Below are 22,520 nucleotides of genomic sequence, written 5' to 3'. Positions count from 1 at the left end.
GCCCGTCCACATGGGAGCGACGATGGAATGCGTGTTTTGCCGTGAAGACGGCGGCGAGGTGCTCTGGCAGGACGATGCGCTGCGCGTCGTGCTCGCGACGGGCGAACACGATTACCCTGGCTTCTGCCGGGTGATCTGGGGCACGCACGTGGCCGAGTTTTCCGATCTCGGCGAGCCCGAGCGGGCACATCTGATGCGCGTGGTGTACGCGGTGGAGCGCGCCGTGCGCCGTGTGATGCAGCCGAACAAGGTGAATCTCGCGAGCCTCGGCAACATGGTGCCGCACGTGCACTGGCACGTGATCCCGCGCTTCTCCAACGACGCCCATTTTCCGCAGCCCGTCTGGGCGCCGCGCCAGCGCAGCGTGTCCGAGGCGCTGCTGCGCACGCGCGCGGCGCAGGCCTCGCTGCTGCACAATGCGGTGCGCGAGGAAATTCAACGCATGACCGATTCGAGGCAGCCATGAGCGGTTTGACTTCCACGACGCCGATTCCGTCCGGCGTCGTCGTGCACGCGGTGTCGCGCGTGCTCGAATTGCAGTACCCGAACGGCGAAAATTACCGGATTCCGTTCGAGCTGATGCGCGTCTATTCGCCGTCGGCCGAGGTGCGCGGCCACGGGCCGGGTCAGGAGACGCTGCAGACCGGCAAGCGCGAGGTGACGATCACCGCGCTCGAGGGCGTGGGCAACTACGCGCTGCAGCCGACGTTCTCGGACGGTCATTCGACCGGCATCTACTCGTGGGATCTGCTGTACGAACTGGCGACGCAGCAGGACGCGCTGTGGCGCGACTATTTCGACAAACTGCAGGCGGCGGGCGTCGAGCGCGACGCGCCGATGCCGGCGGCCCCCGCGCCGCACGGCCACTGCCACTGAAATCGACGGCGCCCGCTCGGCGCCGTCTTGCCATTTACTGAGGATCAACGCGATGAGCAAAACCCACTTCGGCTTCGAGAGCGTCGAGGAAACCGAAAAAGCGAAGAAAGTGGCGGGCGTGTTCCATTCGGTCGCGAGCAACTACGATCTGATGAACGACCTGATGTCGGCCGGCATGCACCGCGCGTGGAAGGCGTTCACGATCGCGCAGGCGAACGTGCGCCCCGGCTTCAAGGTGCTCGACATCGCGGCCGGCACCGGCGACCTGACCAAGGCGTTCGCGAAGGCGGCCGGGCCGACCGGCGAAGTCTGGCACACCGACATCAACGAATCGATGCTGCGCGTGGGCCGCGACCGGCTGCTCGACAAGGGCATCGTGACGCCGTCGCTGCTGTGCGACGCCGAGAAAATCCCCTTTCCGGACAACTACTTCGATGTGGTCACGGTCGCTTTCGGGCTGCGCAACATGACGCACAAGGATGCGGCGCTCGCCGAGATGCGCCGCGTCGCGAAGCCCGGCGGCCGCGTGATGGTGCTGGAATTCTCGAAAGTCTGGGATCCGCTGAAAAAAGCGTACGATCTGTATTCTTTCAAAGTATTACCGTGGCTTGGCGACAAGTTCGCGAAAGATGCTGAAAGTTATCGGTATCTTGCTGAATCTATCCGGATGCACCCCGATCAGGACACGCTGAAGACGATGATGGAACAAGCGGGCCTCGACGCCGTCAAATATTACAATTTGTCAGGTGGCGTGGTAGCTTTACACCTAGGAACCAAGTACTAAGGGGTTCTTCCCATACATTCGCCTTACATCTGGAGAAGCTGATGTCCGAATCGCGTTCGTTGTTCAACCGTAGCAAGCCGTCGAAGCCGTGGGCTCGACGGGTCGGCACGCTGCTGATGGTCGGCCTGCTCACGGCCGGCACGTTCGCATCGCTCGACGCCGAAGCCAGGCGTATGGGCGGCGGGCGCAGCATCGGCCGCCAGAGTTCCACCGTCACGCAGCGCCAGGCCACGCCGCCCGCGCAGCAGCCGATGCAGCAGGCCGCGCCGGCGCAGGCGCAGCGCGCGAACCCGGCCGCACCGGCACCGGCCGCGCAGCCGAACCGCTCGCGCTGGCTCGGGCCGATCGCCGGCCTCGCGGCCGGCCTCGGCATCGCGGCGCTGCTGTCGCACTTCGGCCTCGGCGGCGCGTTCGCGAGCATGATGGCGAACGTCATCGTGATCGCGCTGCTGGCGATGGTCGGCATCTGGCTGATCCGCAAGTTCATGAACCGTCGCCGTCCGCAGGAACCGGCGTACTCGGTGGGCGGCTCGGCCTCGTCGTCGGGCGGCTACTCGCAGAGCCCGTCGTTCCCGCAGGGCGGCACCGGCAGCAACTATGCCGGCAGCGGCAGCAGCTACGCGAACGAAGCGCAGGGCGTGTTCGGCGGCGGCGCAGCGGCCGCGGGCGCGGCGGGCGCGATGGCGGCCGCACCGCTGCAGGTGCCGGCCGGCTTCGACACCGAAGCGTTCCTGCGCAGCGCGAAGGTCTACTTCGTGCGCCTGCAGGCCGCGTGGGACCAGGGCAACCTGGCCGACATCCGCGAGTTCACGACGCCGGAAATGTTCGCCGAGATCAAGATCGACCTCGATTCGCGCGGCAACGAGGCGAACCAGACCGATGTCGTGCAGCTCGACGCGGAACTGGTCGCGATCGAGGATCGCGGCATCGAGCAGTCGGCGAGCGTGCGCTTCCACGGGCTGATCCGCGAATCGGCGAATGCGTCGGCGGCGCCATTCGACGAGGTGTGGAACCTGTCGAAGTCGGGCGGCCAGGGCTGGCTGCTCGCGGGTATCCAGCAGATCAACACGCACTGAGCGTGACCGGCGGCCGGCTTGCCGGCTGCCCGGGCGACGGCCGCCGCGCTGCGACCGCTTGCCGCCCGGGTGTGCGGTTGGCCGCGGGCTGCCGACGATCCGACGTTACAATAGAAACCCGCGTGGGCGCCCGGCCTGCGCGGGTTTTTTCTTTCCCAGCCCGATGACCTTTGCCGCCAAGCCTTTTGCTGCTGCTGTCAATCACCTGCTCGCGCGCGAATCGTGGGCGCGCGATCGCCTGATCCCTTACGCGGGCAAGACTGCCCGGCTCGACGTGCCGCCCGTCACGCTCACGCTGCTCGTGCAGCCCGACGGCTACCTGTCCGCGGTGGAAGCGCACGATGCGCAACACGTCGACGTGTCGATCGCGCTCGCGGGCGACACGGTCGCCGCATTCCTGCAGGGCGGCCAGGCGGCCGTGATGAAGCACGTGAAGATCGAGGGCGACGCCGAGTTCGCGACCCAGATCGCGAAGCTGGCCGAGCACCTGCGCTGGGAACCTGAGGAAGATCTCGCGAAGCTGGTCGGCGACGCGGCGGCGTACCGGATCGCGACGGTCGTGCGCGACGCCGGCGCGCGCGCGCGCCGCACCGGCCGCAACGTGCTCGATTCCGTCGCCGAGTACTTGCTCGACGAGAACCCGCAAGTCGTCCGACGCACGGTGCTCGGCGGCTTCGACGCCGAACTGGCGCGGGCGCGCGATGCGCTCGCGCGGGTCGAAAAGCGGGTCGAGCGACTCGAACAAAAAATCGGCGCGCGCACGGGCTCCGGCCCGCGCGGCGCGCACTGAGGGCCGCAGGGCATGCGCATTTTCCGTTTCATCAAGATTGTCTACACCGTCATCCGCTTTGGCCTCGACGAAGTGATGCTGTCCCGGATCGACGACCGGCGCGTGAAGCTGCTGCTGCGGATCACGACGATCGGCCGCCGCTTTTCCGATCCGCCCGCCGTGCGGCTGCGTCACGCGCTCGAAAGCCTCGGCCCGATCTTCGTGAAGTTCGGCCAGGTGCTGTCGACGCGCCGCGACCTGCTGTCGGTCGATTTCGCGAACGAACTCGCGAAGCTGCAGGACCAGGTGCCGCCGTTCGATTCCGCGGTGGCGATCGCGATCATCGAGAAGTCGCTCGGCGCGCCGGTCGACGAGCTGTTCGACGAATTCGAGCGCGAGCCGGTCGCGAGCGCGTCGATCGCGCAGGTGCATTTCGCGAAGCTGAAGCAGGGCGTGCACGCGGGCAAGGCCGTCGCGGTCAAGGTGCTGCGCCCGAACATGCTGCCGGTGATCGATTCCGACCTCGCGCTGATGCGCGACATCGCGACGTGGACGGAGCGCATGTGGGCCGACGGCCGGCGCCTGAAGCCGCGCGAAGTCGTCGCCGAATTCGACAAGTACCTGCACGACGAGCTCGACCTGATGCGCGAGGCCGCGAACGGCAGCCAGCTGCGCCGCAACTTCGCGGGCCTCGACCTGCTGCTCGTGCCCGAGATGTTCTGGGATTTCTCGACGTCGCAGGTGCTCGTGATGGAGCGCATGACCGGCGTGCCGATCAGCCAGGTCGAGACGCTGCGCGCGGCCGGCGTCGACATCAAGAAGCTCGCGCGCGAAGGCGTCGAGATCTTCTTCACGCAGGTGTTTCGCGACGGTTTCTTTCACGCGGACATGCACCCGGGCAACATCCAGGTGAGCCTCGATCCGAACACGTTCGGCCGCTATATCGCGCTCGATTTCGGGATCGTCGGCGCGTTGTCCGATTTCGACAAGAACTACCTCGCGCAGAACTTCCTCGCGTTCTTCAAGCGCGATTACCACCGCGTCGCGACGCTGCACCTCGAATCGGGCTGGGTGCCGCCGGAGACGCGCGTCGAGGAGCTCGAAAGCGCGATCCGCGCGGTGTGCGAGCCGTATTTCGACCGCGCGCTGAAGGACATCTCGCTCGGCCAGGTGCTGATGCGCCTGTTCTCGACGTCGCGCCGCTTCAACGTCGAGATCCAGCCGCAGCTCGTGCTGCTGCAGAAGACGATGCTGAATGTCGAGGGGCTCGGCCGTTCGCTCGATCCCGAACTCGACCTGTGGAAGACCGCGAAGCCGTATCTCGAGCGCTGGATGACCGAGCAGATCGGCCTGCGCGGCTGGTACGAGCGCTTCAAGGTCGAGGCGCCGCAGTGGAGCAAGACGCTGCCGCAACTGCCGCGGCTGATCCACCACGCGATGGCGGCGCGCCACGATGCGCCGCGCGCGGCGAGCGAGGACCTGATGCGCCAGATCCTCATCGAGCAGAAACGGACCAACCGGCTGATGCAGGCCTTGCTGATCTTCGGTCTTGCCGTCGGCGTCGGGGCGCTCGTCGCGCGCGTGCTGCTTGCGCTCGCGTACGGCGCGTGACCGAAGGGGCCGGAGCGATGTCCGAACCGAAACAACCGTCCGCGCCGCGCGCCGCCGATTTCGCGACGCGCGACCCCGGCAATGCCGCGTTCTGGGACGAGCGTTTCGCACGCGGCGTGACGCCGTGGGAATTCGGCGGCGTGCCGGACGGGTTTCGCGCGTTTGCGCAGCGGCACGAGCCGTGCGCGGTGCTGATCCCCGGCTGCGGCAGTGCGCAGGAAGCCGGCTGGCTCGCGCAGGCCGGCTGGCCCGTGCGCGCGATCGATTTCGCCGCGCAGGCGGTGGCGGCTGCGAAGGCGCAGCTCGGCGCGCACGCGGACGTCGTCGAGCAGGCCGATTTCTTCACGTACCGGCCGCCGTTCGACGTGCAGTGGGTGTACGAGCGCGCGTTCCTGTGCGCGCTGCCGCCGAGCCTGCGCGCCCGTTACGCGACGCGGATGGCCGAACTGCTGCCCGCCGGTGCGCTGCTGGCCGGGTATTTCTTCGTGACGAAGAAACCGAAGGGGCCGCCGTTCGGCATCGAGCGGGCCGAACTGGATGCGCTGCTCGCGCCGCACTTCGAGCTGATCGATGATCTGCCGGTGACCGATTCGCTGGCCGTGTTCGACGGAAACGAGCGCTGGCTCACATGGCGCCGTCGCTGAAGCCCGCGCGTCGCGGCCGTTGCCGGAGTGCGCCGGGGTTTCGGATATAATTCAAGGTTTTGCAAGCCGTTTCCAGTTTCTGCGGGAAAAATATCATGCCGATCTACGCCTATCGATGCGAAGCGTGCGGTTTCGCGAAGGACGTGCTCCAGAAGATGAGCGACGCGCCGCTGTCGCAGTGCCCCGAATGCGGGAAGGATGCTTTTCGCAAGCAGGTTACCGCCGCCGGCTTCCAGCTGAAGGGCTCCGGCTGGTATGTCACCGATTTCCGCGGTGGCTCGGGCGGCACCAGCGCGCCGGCGACGGCGTCAGGCGACACGGGCACGGCAGCACCGGCCGCCGCGGCGCCGGCGGCAGCCGCGCCCGCTGCGTCGGGTTCCGAAAGTACGACGACGAGCGCCGCGCCGGCCCCGGCCGCAGCGCCCGCCGCCGGCAGTTGACCGTCGCGGCCCGGCCGGGTCGCGACCAACCCGCGCTTCCGGCGCGGTTCATTGACGGCAGATGATGAAAAAGACGACCCTGAAAACGGTGTTTCTGACCGGCCTGCTGGTTCTCGTCCCGCTCGCGATCACGCTGTGGGTGCTCGGCCTCATCATCGGTACGATGGATCAGACGCTGCTGCTCCTGCCCGAATCGTGGCAGCCGGAGCGGATGCTCGGCTTCCATCTGCCGGGGATCGGCGCGGTGCTGACGCTCGCGTTCATCTTCGTCGTCGGGCTGGCCACGCAGAACTTCATCGGCCAGAAGCTCGTCACGTGGTGGAACGCGGTCGTGCGTCACATCCCGGTCGTCGGGCCGATCTACACGAGCGTCAAGCAGGTGTCGGACACGCTGCTGTCGAGCAGCGGCAATGCGTTCCGCAAGGCGCTCCTGATCGAATACCCGCGCCGCGGCTCGTATACGATCGCGTTTCTGACCGGCGCGCCCGGCGGCGACGTGGTCAACCATCTGACGGAAGAGTACGTGAGCGTGTACGTGCCCACGACGCCGAACCCGACGTCGGGCTTCTTCCTGATGCTGCCGAAGAGCGAAGTCATCGAACTCGACATGTCGGTCGATGCCGCGCTCAAGTACATCGTCTCGATGGGCGTCGTGGCGCCTTCGGCGCCGGCTCCGGCGCCCGCCCGCCGTCCCGTCGAGCCGCCGCTGTAAGTAAAGAATCATCGCCCGGGCCGCGCGTTGCGGCGCCCGTTGATCAAACCGAACGAAAGCAAACATCATGTCGATGCGTACTGAATACTGCGGTCTCGTGACCGAACACCTGCTGGGCCAAACCGTGTCGCTGTGCGGCTGGGTGCAGCGCCGCCGCGATCACGGCGGTGTGATCTTCATCGACCTGCGCGATCGTGAAGGCCTCGTGCAGGTGGTGTGCGACCCCGATCGCGCGGAAATGTTCGCGACCGCCGAAGGCGTGCGCAACGAGTTCTGCGTGCAGATCAAGGGTCTCGTGCGCAACCGTCCGGAAGGCACGGTCAACGCCGGCCTGAAGAGCGGCAAGATCGAAGTGCTGTGTCATGAGCTGATCGTGCTGAACGCGTCGGTCACGCCGCCGTTCCAGCTCGACGACGACAACCTGTCGGAAACGACGCGCCTCACGCACCGCGTGCTCGACCTGCGCCGTCCGCAGATGCAGCACAACCTGCGCCTGCGCTACCGTGTCGCGATCGAAGCGCGCAAGTACCTCGACGAGCAGGGCTTCATCGACATCGAAACGCCGATGCTGACGAAGAGCACGCCGGAAGGCGCGCGCGACTACCTCGTGCCGTCGCGCGTGAACGCGGGCCAGTTCTTCGCGCTGCCGCAGTCGCCGCAGCTGTTCAAGCAGCTGCTGATGGTCGCGAACTTCGACCGTTACTACCAGATCACCAAGTGCTTCCGCGACGAGGACCTCCGCGCCGATCGTCAGCCGGAATTCACGCAGATCGACTGCGAGACGTCGTTCCTCGGCGAGCAGGAAATTCGCGACCTGTTCGAAGACATGATCCGTCACATCTTCAAGACGACGATCGACGTCGAACTCGACGCGAAATTCCCGGTGATGCCGTACTCGGAAGCGATGGCGCGTTTCGGCTCGGACAAGCCGGACCTGCGCGTGCAGCTCGAATTCACCGAGCTGACCGACGCGATGAAGGACGTCGACTTCAAGGTGTTCAGCACGCCGGCCAACGCGAAGGACGGCCGTGTTGCGGCGCTGCGCGTGCCGAAGGGCGGCGAGCTGTCGCGCGGCGACATCGACGGCTACACGGAATTCGTGCGCATCTACGGCGCGAAGGGCCTCGCGTGGATCAAGGTCAACGAAAAGGCGAAGGGCCGCGACGGCCTGCAAAGCCCGATCGTCAAGAACCTGCACGACGCCTCGATCGCGGCGATCCTCGAGCGCACCGGCGCTGAAGACGGCGACATCATCTTCTTCGCGGCCGACCGCGCGAAGGTCGTCAACGACAGCCTCGGCGCGCTGCGCCTGAAGATCGGCCATTCGGAATTCGGCAAGGCGAACGGTCTCGTCCAGGCCGGCTGGAAGCCGCTGTGGGTCGTCGACTTCCCGATGTTCGAATACGACGACGAAGATGCGCGCTACGTCGCGGCACACCACCCGTTCACCAGCCCGAAGGACGAACACCTCGAGTACCTCGAGACCGACCCGGGCCGTTGCCTCGCGAAGGCCTACGACATGGTGCTGAACGGCTGGGAAATCGGCGGCGGCTCGGTGCGTATCCACCGCGAGGAAGTGCAGAGCAAGGTATTCCGCGCGCTGAAGATCGGCGCGGAAGAAGCGCAACTGAAGTTCGGCTTCCTGCTCGACGCGCTGCAGTACGGCGCGCCGCCGCACGGCGGTATCGCGTTCGGTCTCGACCGCATCGTCACGATGATGGCCGGTGCCGACTCGATCCGCGACGTGATCGCGTTCCCGAAGACGCAGCGTGCGCAGGATCTGCTCACGCAGGCGCCGAGCCCGGTCGACGAGCGTCAGCTGCGCGAACTGCACATCCGTCTGCGTCAGCCGGAACAGCCGAAGGCGTAACGCTTGTCAACGATCGTGTGCGCGGCGACGCGCGCACGACGCCCAACGAAGAAGGCGCCTGGTGCGCCTTTTTCGTTTTTTGCGGTACAGTCGCAGCACTTGCCGCACGTTCGGGCACAGGCCCGACGCACGGCCCTGTGCCGCATGAAACCAAGATGACGAAGCCGCCGAAAATCCCCGAATCCGTTCTCGTCGTGATCTACACGCCCGAACTCGACGTGCTGGTGATCAAGCGTGCCGACCAGCCCGATTTCTGGCAATCGGTGACCGGCTCGAAGGACGCGCCCGACGAGCCGCTCGCGCTCACGGCCGCACGCGAGGTCGCCGAGGAAACCGGCATCGCGGTCGGGTCGCACGACGTGCCGGCCACCGCGCTGGTCGACTGGCACCACCGGATCGAATACGCGATCTATCCGCAATACCTGCATCGCTATGCGCCGGGCGTCACGCGCAACGTCGAGCACTGGTTCGGCCTGTGCGTGCCGCATCGCGTCGACGTGACGCTGTCGCCGCGCGAGCACGTCGACTACGCGTGGCTGCCGTTCCGCGAAGCGGCCGCGCGCTGCTTCTCGCCGTCGAATGCCGAGGCGATCCTGCAATTGCCCGTGCGCGTGTCGCTCGCGCGGGCACCGCACGGCTCGTCCGCATGAATGCGGAAACCCGCAAGCGCTTCGCGCAATTGCGGCAGATGTTCCTGCAGGAGCGCGGCTCCGCGTCGCGGCTCGCGTTCACGGCCGGCAACACGGTACGGCTCTGCGAGACCGGCAACGAATTCTTCCTCGCGCTGATCGAACGGATCGATGCGGCGCGCGAGCAGGTAATGCTCGAAACCTACATCTTCTGCGACGATGCGGCCGGCCGGCCGGTGTCGGATGCGCTGATCCGCGCGGCGCAGCGCGGCGTGCGCGTGCGCGTGATCACCGACGGCATCGGCACCGCGCGCCTGCCGCTGTTCGACACGTGGGCCGAGGCCGGCGTCGAGCATTGCATCTACAACCGCTACCTGTTCGGCCGCTTCGGCTTCTCGCGCACGCACCGCAAGCTCGCGGTGATCGATCATGCGGTCGCGTTCTGCGGCGGCATCAACATCGTCGACGACTTCACGCAGGGCAGCGCAACGCTGCCGTTTCCGCGCTGGGATTTCGCGGTCGAGATGGCGGGGCCGGCGGTGTCGGACGTGCGCGCCGCGTTCGAGCTGCAGTGGCACCGGATCCAGTTCGGCCACAAGCCGTACGCGCAGTACGCGGCGGGGCTGCACGGCGGCGAGGCGTTTCCAGACATGTTCCGGCGCTGGATGCGCAGCCACCGCTGGATCAAGGCCGGTGCGCTGCGGGTCGTGACCGAGCCGAGCGTCGCGTTCGTCGCGCGCGACAACGTCGTGAACCGCCGCGCGATCGAGAAGGCGTATCTCGCCGCGATTGGCCAGGCGCGCCAGCGGATCCTGCTCGCGAATCCGTACTTCATGCCGGGCCGCAAGCTGCGCCGCGCGCTGACCGGCGCGGCACGTCGCGGCGTCGACGTGCGGATCCTGATCGGCCGCAAGGAATTCGCGGCGCTCGATACGGCCGTGCCGTTCCTGTATCACGCGCTGCTGCGCGCGGGCGTGCGCGTGGCGGAATACGACAAGACGATGCTGCACGGCAAGGTGGCCGTGATCGACGACAACTGGGCGACCGTCGGCTCGTCGAACCTGGACGCGCTGAGCCTGATGCTGAACAATGAGGCGAACGTCGTGCTGGTGCGCTACGATGCGGTCACGAACCAGCTGCGCGACGCGATCGCGGCCGCCTTCTCCGAAGGCCGCGAAATCGATGCCGCCCGGTACGCCGCACGGCCGCGCATCGAGCGTATGCTGAACTGGCTCGCATACAACACGTACCGCCTCGTGATGAAGGCGCTGACGGTCGGCGGTTACGACTGACACGGATTCAGCATCCGCTTCATCAATCTGTCCGCACGTTCGTGCGGAAAAGCCGCTCCGGTCCTCCGGAATCGCGCAAAATAGCGGCTCGGTTAGACACCGGTTTCTAATAATTTCCTTGTTTTCGCGAGCGGCCGCACTCAATAATAGTACGGCCGTTCGATTTTATTCGAACCCCCGAACGGTTACAGAAATAGCTATGCGAAAAGGCGAACAGACGCGTGCCGCGATACTCGAAGCTGCTTTGGACCTCGCCAGCCGTGACGGGCTGGAGGGGCTGACGATCGGCCTGCTGGCCGAGCGCATGCAGATGAGCAAGAGCGGTGTGTTCGCGCACTTCGGATCGCGCGAGGACCTGCAGGTCGAGGTCGTCCGCGAGTATCACCATCGTTTCGAGAACGAGGTGTTCTTTCCGAGCCTGCGCGAGCCGCGAGGCTTGCCGCGCCTTCGGGCGATGCTGGCCCGCTGGACGGAGAAGCGCATCCAGGAGGTGACGACCGGATGCATCTACATCAGCGGTGCGGTCGAGTACGACGACCGGCCTGACAGCCCGGTGCGCGAGCAGTTGATCGCGAGCGTGACGGCCTGGCGTGCCGCGATGCTGCGTGCCATTTCGCAGGCGAAGGAAGAAGGCCATCTGCGTGCGGATACCGATCCGGACCTGATGCTCTTCGAGCTGTACAGCTTCACGCTCGGCCTGCATCACGACGCACGATTCCTGCATTCGCCGGATGCCGTGCGCCTCACGTGGGCCGCGCTGGAAAAGACGATCGTTTCGTATCAGAGCGAGAGCCGTTAGCGGCGCGTGATCCGCCCGCCAGGAGCTCGAGCCGTTTGCCCACCTTTGGAGAGAGTCATGGGACAGTACGCCGCGCCGCTGCGCGACATGCAATTCGTGTTGCACGAGCTTCTGAATGTCGAGGCCGAGGTCAAGCAAATGCCGCGGCATGCGGACCTCGACGCCGACACGATCAACCAGGTCCTCGAGGAGGCGGGCAAGTTCTGCTCCGAGGTACTGTTCCCGCTGAACCAGGTCGGCGACCGCGAAGGCTGCACGTATGAAGGCGACGGCGTCGTGAAGACCCCGACCGGCTTCAAGGAAGCGTATCGGCAGTACGTCGAGGCCGGCTGGCCGGCGCTCGGCTGCGATCCGGACTACGGCGGCCAGGGCCTGCCCGCGTTCGTGAACAACGCGCTCTACGAAATGCTGAACTCGGCGAACCAGGCATGGACGATGTATCCGGGCCTGTCGCACGGCGCGTACGAATGCCTGCACGCGCACGGCGCGCCGGAGCTCCAGAAACAGTATCTGCCGAAGCTCGTGTCGGGCGAATGGACGGGCACGATGTGCCTGACCGAGCCGCACTGCGGCACCGACCTCGGCATCCTGCGCACCAAGGCCGAACCGAACGGCGACGGCTCGTACTCGATCAGCGGCACGAAGATCTTCATCTCGAGCGGCGAGCACGACATGTCGAAGAACATCGTCCATCTCGTGCTCGCGCGCCTGCCGGACGCGCCGCAAGGCACGAAGGGGATCTCGCTGTTCATCGTGCCGAAGTTCATTCCGGACGCCGCGGGCGAGCCGGGCGAGCGCAACGGCATCAAGTGCGGCTCGATCGAACACAAGATGGGCATCCACGGCAACTCGACGTGCGTGATGAACCTCGACAACGCGAAGGGCTGGATGGTCGGCGAGCCGAACAAGGGCTTGAACGCGATGTTCGTGATGATGAACGCCGCGCGCCTTGGCGTCGGCATGCAGGGCCTCGGCCTCACGGAAGTTGCGTACCAGAACTCGCTGACGTACGCGAAGGAACGCCTGCAGATGCGCTCGCTGACGGGCCCGAAGGCACCGGACAAGCCGGCCGATCCGATCATCGTGCACCCGGACGTGCGCCGCATGCTGCTCACGCAGAAGGCCTACGCGGAAGGCGCGCGCGCGTTCACGTACTGGTCCGCGCTGCAGATCGACAAGGAGCTGTCGCACGGTGACGAAGCGGTGCGCAAGGAAGCGGCCGACCTCGTCGCGCTGCTCACGCCGATCATCAAGGCGTTCCTGACCGACAACGCGTTCGAGTCGACCAACCACGCGATGCAGATCTACGGCGGCCACGGCTTCATCTCCGAGTGGGGCATGGAGCAGTACGTGCGCGACGCGCGGATCAACATGATCTACGAAGGCACGAACTCGATCCAGTCGCTCGACCTGCTGGGCCGCAAGGTGCTCGGCGACATGGGCGCGAAGCTGAAGAAGTTCGGCAAGCTCGTCACCGAATTCGCGGAAGCCGAAGGCGTGAAGCCGGAGATGGCCGAGTTCATCAACCCGCTCGCCGACATCGGCGACAAGGTGCAGAAGCTGACGATGGAAATCGGCATGAAGGCGATGCAGAACCCGGACGAAGTCGGCGCCGCCGCCGTGCCGTACCTGCGCACCGTCGGCCACCTGGTGTTCTCGTACTTCTGGGCGCGCATGGCGCGTCTCGCGCTCGACAAGGAAGCGTCGGGCGACCCGTTCTACAAGTCGAAGCTCGCGACGGCCCGCTTCTATTTCGCGCGTCTGCTGCCCGAAACGGCCGCGACGATCCGCGCCGCGCGCGCCGGTTCGAAGACGCTGATGGAAGTCGACGAATCGCTGTTCTGACGCGAGTCCGGGCGGTGCGCGCCGCGCGCCGCCCGAACCCAACGGTTCCTGGTACTCACTTCGCCGTGCAGCCCTCACAACCCGCGCTGCACGACACTATCCGGAGACATCCCGTGAGCAATTTCCTGATTCGCAAGGTCGCCGTGCTGGGCGCCGGCGTGATGGGCGCGCAGATCGCCGCGCACCTCGTCAACGCGCGCGTGCCGGTGCTGCTGTTCGACCTGCCCGCCAAGGAAGGCCCGAAAAACGCGATCGCGCTGAAGGCGATCGAGAACCTGAAGAAGCTGTCGCCCGCGCCGTTCGGCGTGAAGGACGACGCGAAATACCTCGAAGCCGCGAACTACGAGGACGACATCGCGAAGCTCGCCGAGTGCGACGTCGTGATCGAGGCGATCGCCGAGCGGATGGACTGGAAGCACGACCTGTACAAGAAGGTCGCGCCGCACATCGCACCGAACGCGATCTTCGCGACCAACACGTCGGGCCTGTCGATCACCAAGCTGTCCGAAGGATTCTCGGACGAGCTGAAGTCGCGCTTCTGCGGCGTGCACTTCTTCAACCCGCCGCGCTACATGCACCTCGTCGAGCTGATCCCGACCGCGCATACGCGTCCGGAGATCCTCGACCAGCTCGAAACCTTCCTGACGAGCATCGTCGGCAAGGGCGTCGTGCGCGCGAAGGACACGCCGAACTTCATCGCGAACCGCGTCGGCATCTTCTCGATCCTCGCGGTGATCACCGAGGCCGCGAAGTTCGGCCTGCGCTTCGACGAAGTCGACGACCTGACGGGCAGCCGCCTCGGCCGCGCGAAGTCGGCGACGTTCCGCACCGCGGACGTGGTCGGCCTCGACACGATGGCGCACGTGATCAAGACGATGCAGGACAACCTCGCCGACGATCCGTTCTTCCCGGTCTACCAGACGCCCGCCGTGCTCGCCGAACTGGTGAAGCAGGGCGCGCTCGGCCAGAAGACGGGCGGCGGCTTCTACAAGAAGGAAGGCAAGGCGATCAAGGTGCTCGACGCGAAGACGGGCACCTACGTGGATTCGGGCGCGAAGGCGGACGAAACTGTCGGCCGCATCCTGAAGCGCCCGCCGGCGGAACGCCTGAAGCTGCTGCGCGAGACGGACCATCCGCACGCGCAGTTCCTGTGGTCGATCTTCCGCGACGTGTTCCACTACATCGGCGTGCATCTCGAGTCGATCGCCGACAACGCGCGCGACGTCGACCTCGCGATCCGCTGGGGCTTCGGCTGGAACGAAGGCCCGTTCGAAGGCTGGCAGGCCGCCGGCTGGAAGCAGGTCGCCGAGTGGGTGCAGGAAGACATCGCGGCCGGCAAGGCGCTCGCGAACGTGCCGCTGCCGTCGTGGGTGCTCGAAGGCGCGGTTGCAGAGAAGGGCGGCGTGCACACGGCCGAAGGCTCGTGGGCGCCGGCGTCGAAGCGCTTCGTGCCGCGTTCGGACCTGGCCGTCTACGGCAAGCAGGTGTTCCGCGCGCCGCTCGTCGGCGAAGCCGGCGCCGATCCGAAGACGTACGGCAAGACGCTGTTCGAAACCGACACGGTGCGCGCATGGGTCGATGATCGTGCCGGTGAAGACGACGTCGTGATCGTGTCGTTCAAGTCGAAGATGAACACGATCGGACCGAGCGTGATCGACGGCCTCGTGCAGGCGATCGAACTCGCGGAGAAGGATTACAAGGGCGTGGTGATCTGGCAGCCGACGTCGCTGAAGCTCGGCACGCCGGGCGGCCCGTTCTCGGCCGGCGCGAACCTCGAAGAGGCGATGCCCGCGTTCATGATGGGCGGCGCGAAGGGCATCGAGCCGTTCGTGAAGAAGTTCCAGGAAGGCATGCTGCGCGTGAAGTACGCGAACGTGCCGGTCGTCGCGGCCGTATCGGGCATCGCGCTCGGCGGCGGCTGCGAGCTGATGCTGCACAGCGCGAAGCGCGTCGTGCACGTCGAGAGCTACATCGGTCTCGTCGAAGTGGGCGTCGGCCTCGTGCCGGCGGGCGGCGGCCTGAAGGAAGCGGCGCTGCGCGCGGCGGAGGCGGCCACGGCCGCGAACGCGACCACCGACATCCTGAAGTTCGTCACGAAGTCGTTCGAGAACGCGGCGATGGCGAAGGTGTCGTCGTCGGCGCACGATGCGCGCGCGATGGGGTATCTGAAGCCGTCCGACACGATCGTTTTCAACGTGTTCGAACTGCTCGACACCGCGAAGAAGGAAGCGCGTGCGCTGGCCGCCGTCGGCTACCGCGCACCGCTGCGCGCGAAGGACGTGCCGGTCGCAGGCCGCTCGGCGATCGCGACGATCAAGGCATCGCTCGTCAACATGCGTGACGGCCGCTTCATCAGCGACCACGACTACCTGATCGCGAGCCGCATCGCCGAAGCCGTGTGCGGCGGCGACGTCGAAGCCGGCAGCCTCGTCGACGAAGAGTGGCTGCTCGCGCTCGAGCGTCGCGCGTTCGTCGAGCTGCTCGGCACGCAGAAGACGCAGGAACGGATCATGGGCATGTTGCAGACCGGCAAGCCGGTGCGTAACTGAGCGAGCAGACGACAAGGAGTCTGAAATGAGCAAACAACTGCAAGACGCATACATCGTCGCCGCCAGCCGCACCCCGATCGGCAAGGCCCCGCGCGGTGTCTTCAAGAACACGCGCCCCGACGAGCTGCTGGTTCACGCGATCAAGTCGGCAGTCGCGCAGGTGCCCGGCCTCGACACGAAAGTGATCGAGGACGCGATCATCGGCTGCGCGATCCCGGAAGCCGAGCAGGGCCTGAACGTCGCCCGCATGGGCGCGCTGCTCGCCGGCCTGCCGCAGACGGTCGGCGGCGTGACGGTCAACCGCTTCTGCGCGTCGGGCATCACGGCGCTGGCAATGGCGGCGGACCGCATCCGCGTCGGCGAATCGGACGCGATCTTCGCGGGTGGCTGCGAATCGATGAGCATGGTGCCGATGATGGGCAACAAGCCGTCGATGTCGCCGCATATCTTCGATCGCAGCGAGGATTTCGGCATTGCGTACGGGATGGGCCTGACCGCCGAGCGCGTCGCCGAGCAGTGGAAGGTGAGCCGCGAAGACCAGGACGCGTTCTCGGTCGAATCGCACCGCAAGGCGCTCGCCGCGCAGCAGGCCGGCGAGTTCGGCGACGAAATCGCCGCGTACACGATCACCGAGCGTTTCCCGAACCTCGCGACGGGTGAGGTCGACGTGAAGACGCGCGAGATCAGGCTGGACGAAGGTCCGCGCGCGGATACGACGCTCGAAGGCCTCGCGAAGCTGCGCACGGTGTTCGCGAACAAGGGCTCGGTCACGGCCGGCAACAGCTCGCAGACGTCGGACGGCGCGGGCGCGCTGCTCGTCGTGTCGGAGAAGGTGCTGAAGGAATTCAACCTGACGCCGCTCGCGCGCTTCGTGAGCTTCGCGGTGCGCGGCGTGCCGCCGGAAATCATGGGCATCGGGCCGAAGGAAGCGATTCCGGCCGCGCTGAAGGCCGCGGGCCTGAAGCAGGACGATCTCGACTGGATCGAACTGAACGAGGCATTCGCCGCGCAGTCGCTGGCGGTGATCCGCGATCTCGGCCTCGACCCGTCGAAGGTCAACCCGGTCGGCGGTGCGATCGCGCTCGGCCATCCGCTCGGCGCGACCGGCGCGATCCGCGCGGCGACCGTCGTGCACGGCCTGCGCCGCCGCAACCTGAAGTACGGGATGGTCACGATGTGCGTCGGCACCGGCATGGGTGCGGCGGGCATCATCGAACGCCTGTAAGCGGAGCGGGACAGTAGCGATCACGGTGCGCGAGCCACGGGCTTGCGCACCGTTTTTCATTCCGGAAGAGGAAAGTCAAAGGAGACGGTTGTGGCCGAAATTCAAGTGGAACGCGCCGACGGCGTGCTGACGATCACGATCGCGCGCCCGGCGAAGAAGAACGCGCTGACGGCGGCGATGTACCAGACGATGGCCGATGCGCTCGCCGACGCGCAGGAAGACAAGGCGATCCGCGTGATCCTGCTGCGCGGCAGCGACGGCAACTTCAGCGCGGGGAACGATCTCGAGGATTTCCTGAAGACGCCGCCGAAGGACGAGAACGCGTCGGTGTTCCAGTTCCTCGCGCGGATCAGCGGCGCGACCAAGCCGATCGTGGCCGCGGTGCCGGGCGTCGCGGTCGGCGTCGGCGTGACGATGCTGCTGCACTGCGATCTCGTCTACGCGGCCGACACCGCGACGTTCTCGCTGCCTTTCGCGCAGCTCGGGCTGTGCCCGGAAGCCGCGTCGAGCGTGCTGCTGCCGCGTCTGGCCGGCCATCAGGTCGCTGCTGAAAAGCTGCTGCTCGGCGAAGCGTTCGACGCGCTGGAAGCGCATCGCATCGGCATCGTCAATCGCGTGCTGCCGGCCGCCGAACTCGACGCATTCGCGGCGAAGCAGGCCGCGAAGCTCGCGGCACTGCCGGCGTCGTCGCTGCGCGTGACGAAGGCGCTGCTGAAGGAGACGGGCGGGGTGGCCGTGGCCGCGCGGATGAGCGAGGAAGCCGGCCATTTCTCCGCGATGCTGCGCGCGCCGGAAGCGCGCGAGGCGATGACGGCGTTCTTTGAGAAGCGCAGGCCGGATTTCCGTCAGTTCGACTGATACGGGGCGCAGGCGCTTCGCTGCGCCGGACGCCTTGGCCGTCCGGTGCGGCAACGCGTGCGTCCGCGCGCTGCTCGTCGCGTGGCGTGCGTTTGGCCCTCGTGGCCGACGCATCAAGCGGCGGGTCGGCTCGATTCTGAATCGCCATGCGTTCTCGTGGTGTTCCTCGTTCCCGCATCCGCTGCAGTTCCGCCGCCGAGACCGCCTCGCAATTCGCGCCGGCGCCCCTCATGTTGCGGCGCAGCGCCGTCATGCTTTCCGTCCCGTTAGTGCCTGCTATTCGCGACGCTTGAGAGAAGGCCCGGTGACCGTTTTGCCGCAGGCCATCGCCAGCCGCAGCCCCAGCCCAGCCTCAGCCCGCCTCAGCCCAGCCTCAGCCCAGCCTCAGCCCAGCCCAGCCCAGCCCAGCCCAGCCCAGCCCAGCCTAGCCTAGCCTAGCCTAGCCTAGCCGAGCCTAGCCTAGCCCCAGCGCCCACCCCTCAGGGCAGTTCCGACTCACCTCGGCAAACCTTGTCCCCCGTCAAGTTGCACTGCGGCAATTTTCCGTACAGTTCGCGCACAGGTCGCCGCGGCCGGATGCGTCGCGCGATGGCGGCGTGCGGCCAGCGGTTCTTCTCAACGACAATCAGGCGAACGAACAATGATCGGACGAATCACCGGCGGGGCGCGTGCGGCACCCGTCATCGGGCTGCTGGCTGGACTCGCCGGATGCAGCGACCTTCACGTGCTCGATCCGAAGGGCGCGGTGGGCGTCGCGGAAAAATCGCTGATCGCGACAGCGACGTGGGCGATGCTGATCGTCGTCATTCCGGTGATCCTGCTCACGCTGTGGTTCGCATGGCGTTACCGCGCATCGAACCGCAACGCCGCCTATGCGCCGAACTGGTCGCACTCGACCGCGATCGAGGTCGTGATCTGGACGGTGCCGACGCTGATCATCCTGTTCCTCGGCGTGCTCACGTGGCGGACGACGCACGAGCTCGACCCGTACAAGCCGATCGAATCGTCGGTCAAGCCGATCAATGTCGAGGTCGTCGCGCTCGACTGGAAGTGGCTGTTCATCTATCCGGAACTCGGCATCGCGTCGGTGAACCAGCTCGCGATTCCGGTCGGCACGCCGGTGAATTTCCGCATCACGTCCGACTCGGTGATGAACTCGTTCTTCATCCCGCAGCTTGGCAGCCAGGTCTATGCGATGGCCGGCATGCAGACGCGCCTGCACCTGATCGCCGACGAGGCGGGCGACTACGCAGGCGTGTCCGCCAACTACAGCGGCCGAGGCTTCTCCGACATGAAGTTCCGCACGCTCGCCGAGCCGCGCGAGCAGTTCGATGCGTGGGTGCGGAAGGTGAAGGCGTCGTCCGACCGGCTCGACATGACCGCGTACGGCACGGTCGCGCAGCCGGGCGAGAAGGCGCCCGTGCGCTATTTCTCGTCGGTCGACCCGAAGCTGTTCCACAACATCATCGCGAAATACAACAACGGCCACGTCCTCGACCCGAAGGACGCCGCCTGCACGACGAAGGGGTAACGCATGTTCGGAAAACTGACTCTTTCGGCGATCCCGTTCGATCAGCCCATCATCATGGGGGCGAGCGCCTTCATGGGGCTCGTCGTGCTGGGCATCGTCGCCGCGCTGACGGTCGCGGGCCGGTGGAAATGGTTGTGGAGCGAATGGCTGACGTCCGTCGATCACAAGAAGATCGGCGTGATGTACCTGGTCGTCGCGGTGCTGATGCTGCTGCGCGGCTTCGCGGACGCCGTGATGATGCGCCTGCAGCTCGCGCTCGCGTACAACGGCCCCGGCTACCTGCCGCCGCATCACTACGACCAGGTCTTCACCGCGCACGGCGTGATCATGATCTTCTTCATGGCGATGGCGCTGCTGGTCGCGTTCTTCAACCTGATCGTGCCGCTGCAGATCGGCGCGCGCGACGTCGCGTTCCCGTTCCTGAACTCGCTCTCCTTCTGGATGACGGCGGTCGCCGCGATCCTGATGAACGTTTCGCTCGTGATCGGCGAATTCGCGCAGACGGGCTGGCTCGCGTATCCGCCGCTGTCCGAGCTGCAGTTCAGCCCGGGCGTCGGGGTCGACTACTACCTGTGGGCGCTGCAGATCTCGGGCGTCGGGACGCTGATCACGTCGATCAACTTCTTCGTGACGATCATCAAGATGCGCGCGCCGGGCATGACGCTGATGAAGATGCCGGTGTTCACGTGGACCGCGCTCTGCTCGAACGTGCTGATCATGGCGACGTTCCCGATCCTGACCGTCGCGCTCGCGCTGCTCGGCCTCGATCGCTACCTCGACATGCATTTCTTCACCAACGAAGCCGGCGGCAACGCGATGCTGTACCTGAACCTGATCTGGGCGTGGGGGCATCCGGAGGTATACATCCTCGTGCTGCCCGCGTTCGGCATCTATTCGGAAGTCATCGCGACGTTCGCGAAGAAGCCGCTGTTCGGCTACCGGACGATGGTCTATGCATCGTGCGTGATCATGGTGCTCGCGTTCCTCGTGTGGCTGCATCACTTCTTCACGATGGGCTCGGGGGCCGACGTCAACGCGTTTTTCGGGATCATGACGATGGTCATCGCGATCCCGACCGGCGTGAAGATCTTCAACTGGCTGTTCACGATGTATCGCGGCCGCATCGAATTCACGGCGCCGGTGCTGTGGACGATCGGTTTCATGGTCACGTTCACGCTCGGCGGCATGACCGGCGTGATGATGGCGATTCCGGGCGCGGATTTCGTGCTACACAACAGCCTGTTCCTGATCGCGCACTTCCACAACGCGATCATCGGCGGCGTCGTGTTCGGCTACTTCGCGGGCGTTCACTACTGGTTCCCGAAGGTGTTCGGCTTCCGGCTCGACGAGAAGTTCGGCAAGCGCGCGTTCTGGTGCTGGTTCCTCGGCTTCTACGCGTCGTTCGTGCCGCTGTACGTGCTCGGCTTCATGGGCATGACGCGCCGCCTGAACCACTACGACAACCCGGCTTGGCATCCGTGGCTGGTCGCCGCCGCGTGCGGCGTCGCGCTGATCGCGATCGGCGTGCTGTGCCAGGTCGCATCGGTGTGGGTCGGCTGGCGCAATCGCAACCAGCCGCAGTATCGCGACGCGACGGGCGACCCGTGGAACGGCCGCACGCTCGAGTGGGCGACGTCGTCGCCGCCCGCCGTCTACAACTTCGCGGTACTCCCGAACGTGCACGAACTCGACGAGCTCGCTTATCGCAAGGCGAAGGGCCTCGGGCTCGGCCTCGGCAAGAACGTCAGGTACGAGGACATCCACATGCCGTCGAACACGAGCGCGGGTTTCTTCGTCGGCATCTTCAGCCTGCTGCTCGGTTTCGCGCTCGTCTGGCACATCTGGTGGCTCGCGATCGCCGCGCTCGTCGGCATCGTCGCGACGGTGGTGCTGTACAGCGCACAGGACAACGACGGCTATTACATTCCGGCGGATACCGTCCGCAAGATCGAGGAACAACGCGCGGGTGTGCGGATCGGCACGCTGGCGCCGGAAGTCGAACTGGAGGCGAACTGATGTCGTATCAATCTCTCGCGGGCGCCGCCCGTCATCCGGGCGCGCACCACCATCCGCCGTCGCATTCGGTGTTCGGCTTCTGGCTGTACCTGATGACCGACTGCGTGATCTTCGCGTCGCTGTTCGCGACGTTCGCGGTGCTCGGCAACCAGTTCGCCGGCGGTCCGACCGCGAAGGACCTGTTCGACATTCCGGGTGTCGCGCTCGAGACGGCGGCGCTGCTGCTGTCGAGCATCACGTACGGGTTCGCGATGCTCGGCGCGCAGCGCCGCCGGCGCGGCACGGTGTTCGTGTGGCTCGCGGTGACGTTCGTGCTGGGCGCCGCGTTCCTCACGATGGAACTGCGGGAGTTCTCGCACCTGATCGCCCAGGGCGCGGGCCCGCAGCGCAGCGCATTCCTGTCGGCGTTCTTCGCGCTCGTCGGCACGCACGGGCTGCACGTGGCGGTCGGCCTGTTGTGGATGGTCGTGCTCGTCGTGCAGATCGCCCGCGGCCCCGGCATGACGGAGCGCGACTTCCGGCGCCTCACCTGCCTGAGCCTCTTCTGGCACTTCCTCGACATCGTCTGGATCTGCGTGTTCTCCTTCGTCTATCTCGCGAGCGTGATCTAAATGGCCCATTCGGAACTCATCCACCACGATGAAGCGCACGGCACGGCCGGCGGCTACCTCGTCGGTTTCGTGCTGTCGGTGCTGCTGACGGCCGCGTCGTTCGGCCTCGTGATGGGCGGCATGCTGGCGCCGAAGGCGGCGATCATCGCGCTCGCGGGGCTCGCATTCGTGCAGATCGTCGTGCATCTCGTCTGCTTCCTGCACATGAACGCGTCGTCCAGCCAGCGCTGGAACGTGATGGCGTTCAGCTATACGGTGCTGACCGCGCTGATCCTGATCGTCGGGACGCTGTGGGTGATGCACAACGTCAGCATGAACATGATGTCGCGATAACCGGCCCGGGGCGCGGTCCGTCCCGTCCCGCTGCGCCGTGCGTGCCGCAC

Annotated in this window: 21 protein-coding genes; all 21 read left to right on the top strand. The window is 66.3% G+C overall.

Annotated elements, in window-relative coordinates; all coding sequences use genetic code 11:
* The first annotated feature begins 22 nt into the window (after positions 1 to 22).
* The gene (locus U4012_RS14320; RefSeq protein ID WP_044846840.1) at positions 23 to 466 is read left to right on the top strand and encodes an HIT family protein; all 444 of its coding nucleotides are present in this window, start codon (positions 23 to 25) and stop codon (positions 464 to 466) included.
* Complete coding sequence (locus tag U4012_RS14315; RefSeq protein ID WP_124488601.1) at positions 463 to 876, top strand: gamma-butyrobetaine hydroxylase-like domain-containing protein; 414 nt, start codon at positions 463 to 465, stop codon at positions 874 to 876. The genes U4012_RS14320 and U4012_RS14315 overlap by 4 nt, the downstream gene beginning before the upstream one ends.
* A 52-nt stretch (positions 877 to 928) precedes the next feature.
* Positions 929 to 1,660: a bifunctional demethylmenaquinone methyltransferase/2-methoxy-6-polyprenyl-1,4-benzoquinol methylase UbiE gene (gene ubiE / locus U4012_RS14310; protein ID WP_044846838.1), complete on the top strand. Its 732-nt coding sequence runs from the start codon at positions 929 to 931 to the stop codon at positions 1,658 to 1,660.
* Between the two features lie 41 nt (positions 1,661 to 1,701).
* Positions 1,702 to 2,736: a Tim44 domain-containing protein gene (locus U4012_RS14305; protein ID WP_321799359.1), complete on the top strand. Its 1,035-nt coding sequence runs from the start codon at positions 1,702 to 1,704 to the stop codon at positions 2,734 to 2,736.
* Positions 2,737 to 2,899: 163 nt separating this feature from the next.
* Entirely contained in the window at positions 2,900 to 3,526 is a 627-nt protein-coding gene (locus U4012_RS14300) for an SCP2 domain-containing protein (protein WP_044846836.1), read from the top strand.
* A 12-nt stretch (positions 3,527 to 3,538) separates the two neighbouring features.
* Positions 3,539 to 5,116, top strand: coding sequence for a ubiquinone biosynthesis regulatory protein kinase UbiB (gene ubiB / locus U4012_RS14295; protein ID WP_044846835.1), 1,578 nt, complete (start codon positions 3,539 to 3,541; stop codon positions 5,114 to 5,116).
* Positions 5,117 to 5,133: 17 nt separating this feature from the next.
* On the top strand, positions 5,134 to 5,760 hold the full coding sequence (locus U4012_RS14290) for an SAM-dependent methyltransferase (RefSeq protein ID WP_321799356.1): 627 nt from the start codon (positions 5,134 to 5,136) through the stop codon (positions 5,758 to 5,760).
* Positions 5,761 to 5,855: 95 nt separating this feature from the next.
* Positions 5,856 to 6,200 carry an FmdB family zinc ribbon protein gene (locus tag U4012_RS14285; RefSeq protein WP_044846833.1) on the top strand — a complete coding sequence of 115 codons (345 nt, stop codon included), beginning with the start codon at positions 5,856 to 5,858 and terminating at the stop codon, positions 6,198 to 6,200.
* A gap of 61 nt (positions 6,201 to 6,261) precedes the next feature.
* A complete protein-coding gene (locus U4012_RS14280) occupies positions 6,262 to 6,912 on the top strand; it encodes a DUF502 domain-containing protein (RefSeq protein ID WP_027785397.1) in 651 nt (216 codons plus the stop codon).
* A 67-nt stretch (positions 6,913 to 6,979) separates the two neighbouring features.
* Positions 6,980 to 8,782, top strand: a complete 1,803-nt coding sequence (aspS, locus tag U4012_RS14275) for an aspartate--tRNA ligase (RefSeq protein WP_044846832.1) — start codon at positions 6,980 to 6,982, stop codon at positions 8,780 to 8,782.
* A gap of 155 nt (positions 8,783 to 8,937) precedes the next feature.
* Positions 8,938 to 9,432: a dihydroneopterin triphosphate diphosphatase gene (gene nudB / locus U4012_RS14270; RefSeq protein ID WP_044846843.1), complete on the top strand. Its 495-nt coding sequence runs from the start codon at positions 8,938 to 8,940 to the stop codon at positions 9,430 to 9,432.
* Positions 9,429 to 10,703, top strand: coding sequence for a cardiolipin synthase ClsB (gene clsB / locus U4012_RS14265; RefSeq protein ID WP_044846831.1), 1,275 nt, complete (start codon positions 9,429 to 9,431; stop codon positions 10,701 to 10,703). Before nudB ends, clsB begins: the two co-directional genes overlap by 4 nt.
* A gap of 199 nt (positions 10,704 to 10,902) precedes the next feature.
* Entirely contained in the window at positions 10,903 to 11,502 is a 600-nt protein-coding gene (locus U4012_RS14260) for a TetR/AcrR family transcriptional regulator (RefSeq protein WP_006751498.1), read from the top strand.
* Between the two features lie 57 nt (positions 11,503 to 11,559).
* Positions 11,560 to 13,347, top strand: coding sequence for an acyl-CoA dehydrogenase C-terminal domain-containing protein (locus U4012_RS14255; protein WP_044846830.1), 1,788 nt, complete (start codon positions 11,560 to 11,562; stop codon positions 13,345 to 13,347).
* A gap of 113 nt (positions 13,348 to 13,460) precedes the next feature.
* Positions 13,461 to 15,896 carry a 3-hydroxyacyl-CoA dehydrogenase/enoyl-CoA hydratase family protein gene (locus U4012_RS14250; RefSeq protein ID WP_321799350.1) on the top strand — a complete coding sequence of 812 codons (2,436 nt, stop codon included), beginning with the start codon at positions 13,461 to 13,463 and terminating at the stop codon, positions 15,894 to 15,896.
* A gap of 25 nt (positions 15,897 to 15,921) precedes the next feature.
* The gene (locus U4012_RS14245; protein ID WP_321799348.1) at positions 15,922 to 17,121 is read left to right on the top strand and encodes an acetyl-CoA C-acyltransferase; all 1,200 of its coding nucleotides are present in this window, start codon (positions 15,922 to 15,924) and stop codon (positions 17,119 to 17,121) included.
* A gap of 90 nt (positions 17,122 to 17,211) precedes the next feature.
* Positions 17,212 to 17,979 (top strand): enoyl-CoA hydratase, encoded by a 768-nt coding sequence (locus U4012_RS14240; RefSeq protein ID WP_321799346.1) that lies wholly within the window; start codon positions 17,212 to 17,214, stop codon positions 17,977 to 17,979.
* A gap of 640 nt (positions 17,980 to 18,619) precedes the next feature.
* Positions 18,620 to 19,510, top strand: coding sequence for a ubiquinol oxidase subunit II (cyoA, locus tag U4012_RS14235; RefSeq protein ID WP_044846826.1), 891 nt, complete (start codon positions 18,620 to 18,622; stop codon positions 19,508 to 19,510).
* A gap of 3 nt (positions 19,511 to 19,513) precedes the next feature.
* A complete protein-coding gene (gene cyoB / locus U4012_RS14230) occupies positions 19,514 to 21,526 on the top strand; it encodes a cytochrome o ubiquinol oxidase subunit I (RefSeq protein WP_321799343.1) in 2,013 nt (670 codons plus the stop codon).
* Complete coding sequence (cyoC, locus tag U4012_RS14225) at positions 21,526 to 22,137, top strand: cytochrome o ubiquinol oxidase subunit III (RefSeq protein ID WP_321799341.1); 612 nt, start codon at positions 21,526 to 21,528, stop codon at positions 22,135 to 22,137. The genes cyoB and cyoC overlap by 1 nt, the downstream gene beginning before the upstream one ends.
* Positions 22,138 to 22,470: a cytochrome o ubiquinol oxidase subunit IV gene (cyoD, locus tag U4012_RS14220; RefSeq protein WP_044846823.1), complete on the top strand. Its 333-nt coding sequence runs from the start codon at positions 22,138 to 22,140 to the stop codon at positions 22,468 to 22,470.
* Positions 22,471 to 22,520 lie beyond the last annotated feature (50 nt).

Origin of the sequence: Burkholderia sp. BCC1988 (assembly GCF_905339895.1) — a bacterium.
GTDB lineage: Bacteria > Pseudomonadota > Gammaproteobacteria > Burkholderiales > Burkholderiaceae > Burkholderia.
Note: the sequence above shows the minus strand (reverse complement) of the source record. Positions and strands in the feature narration are given on the sequence as shown.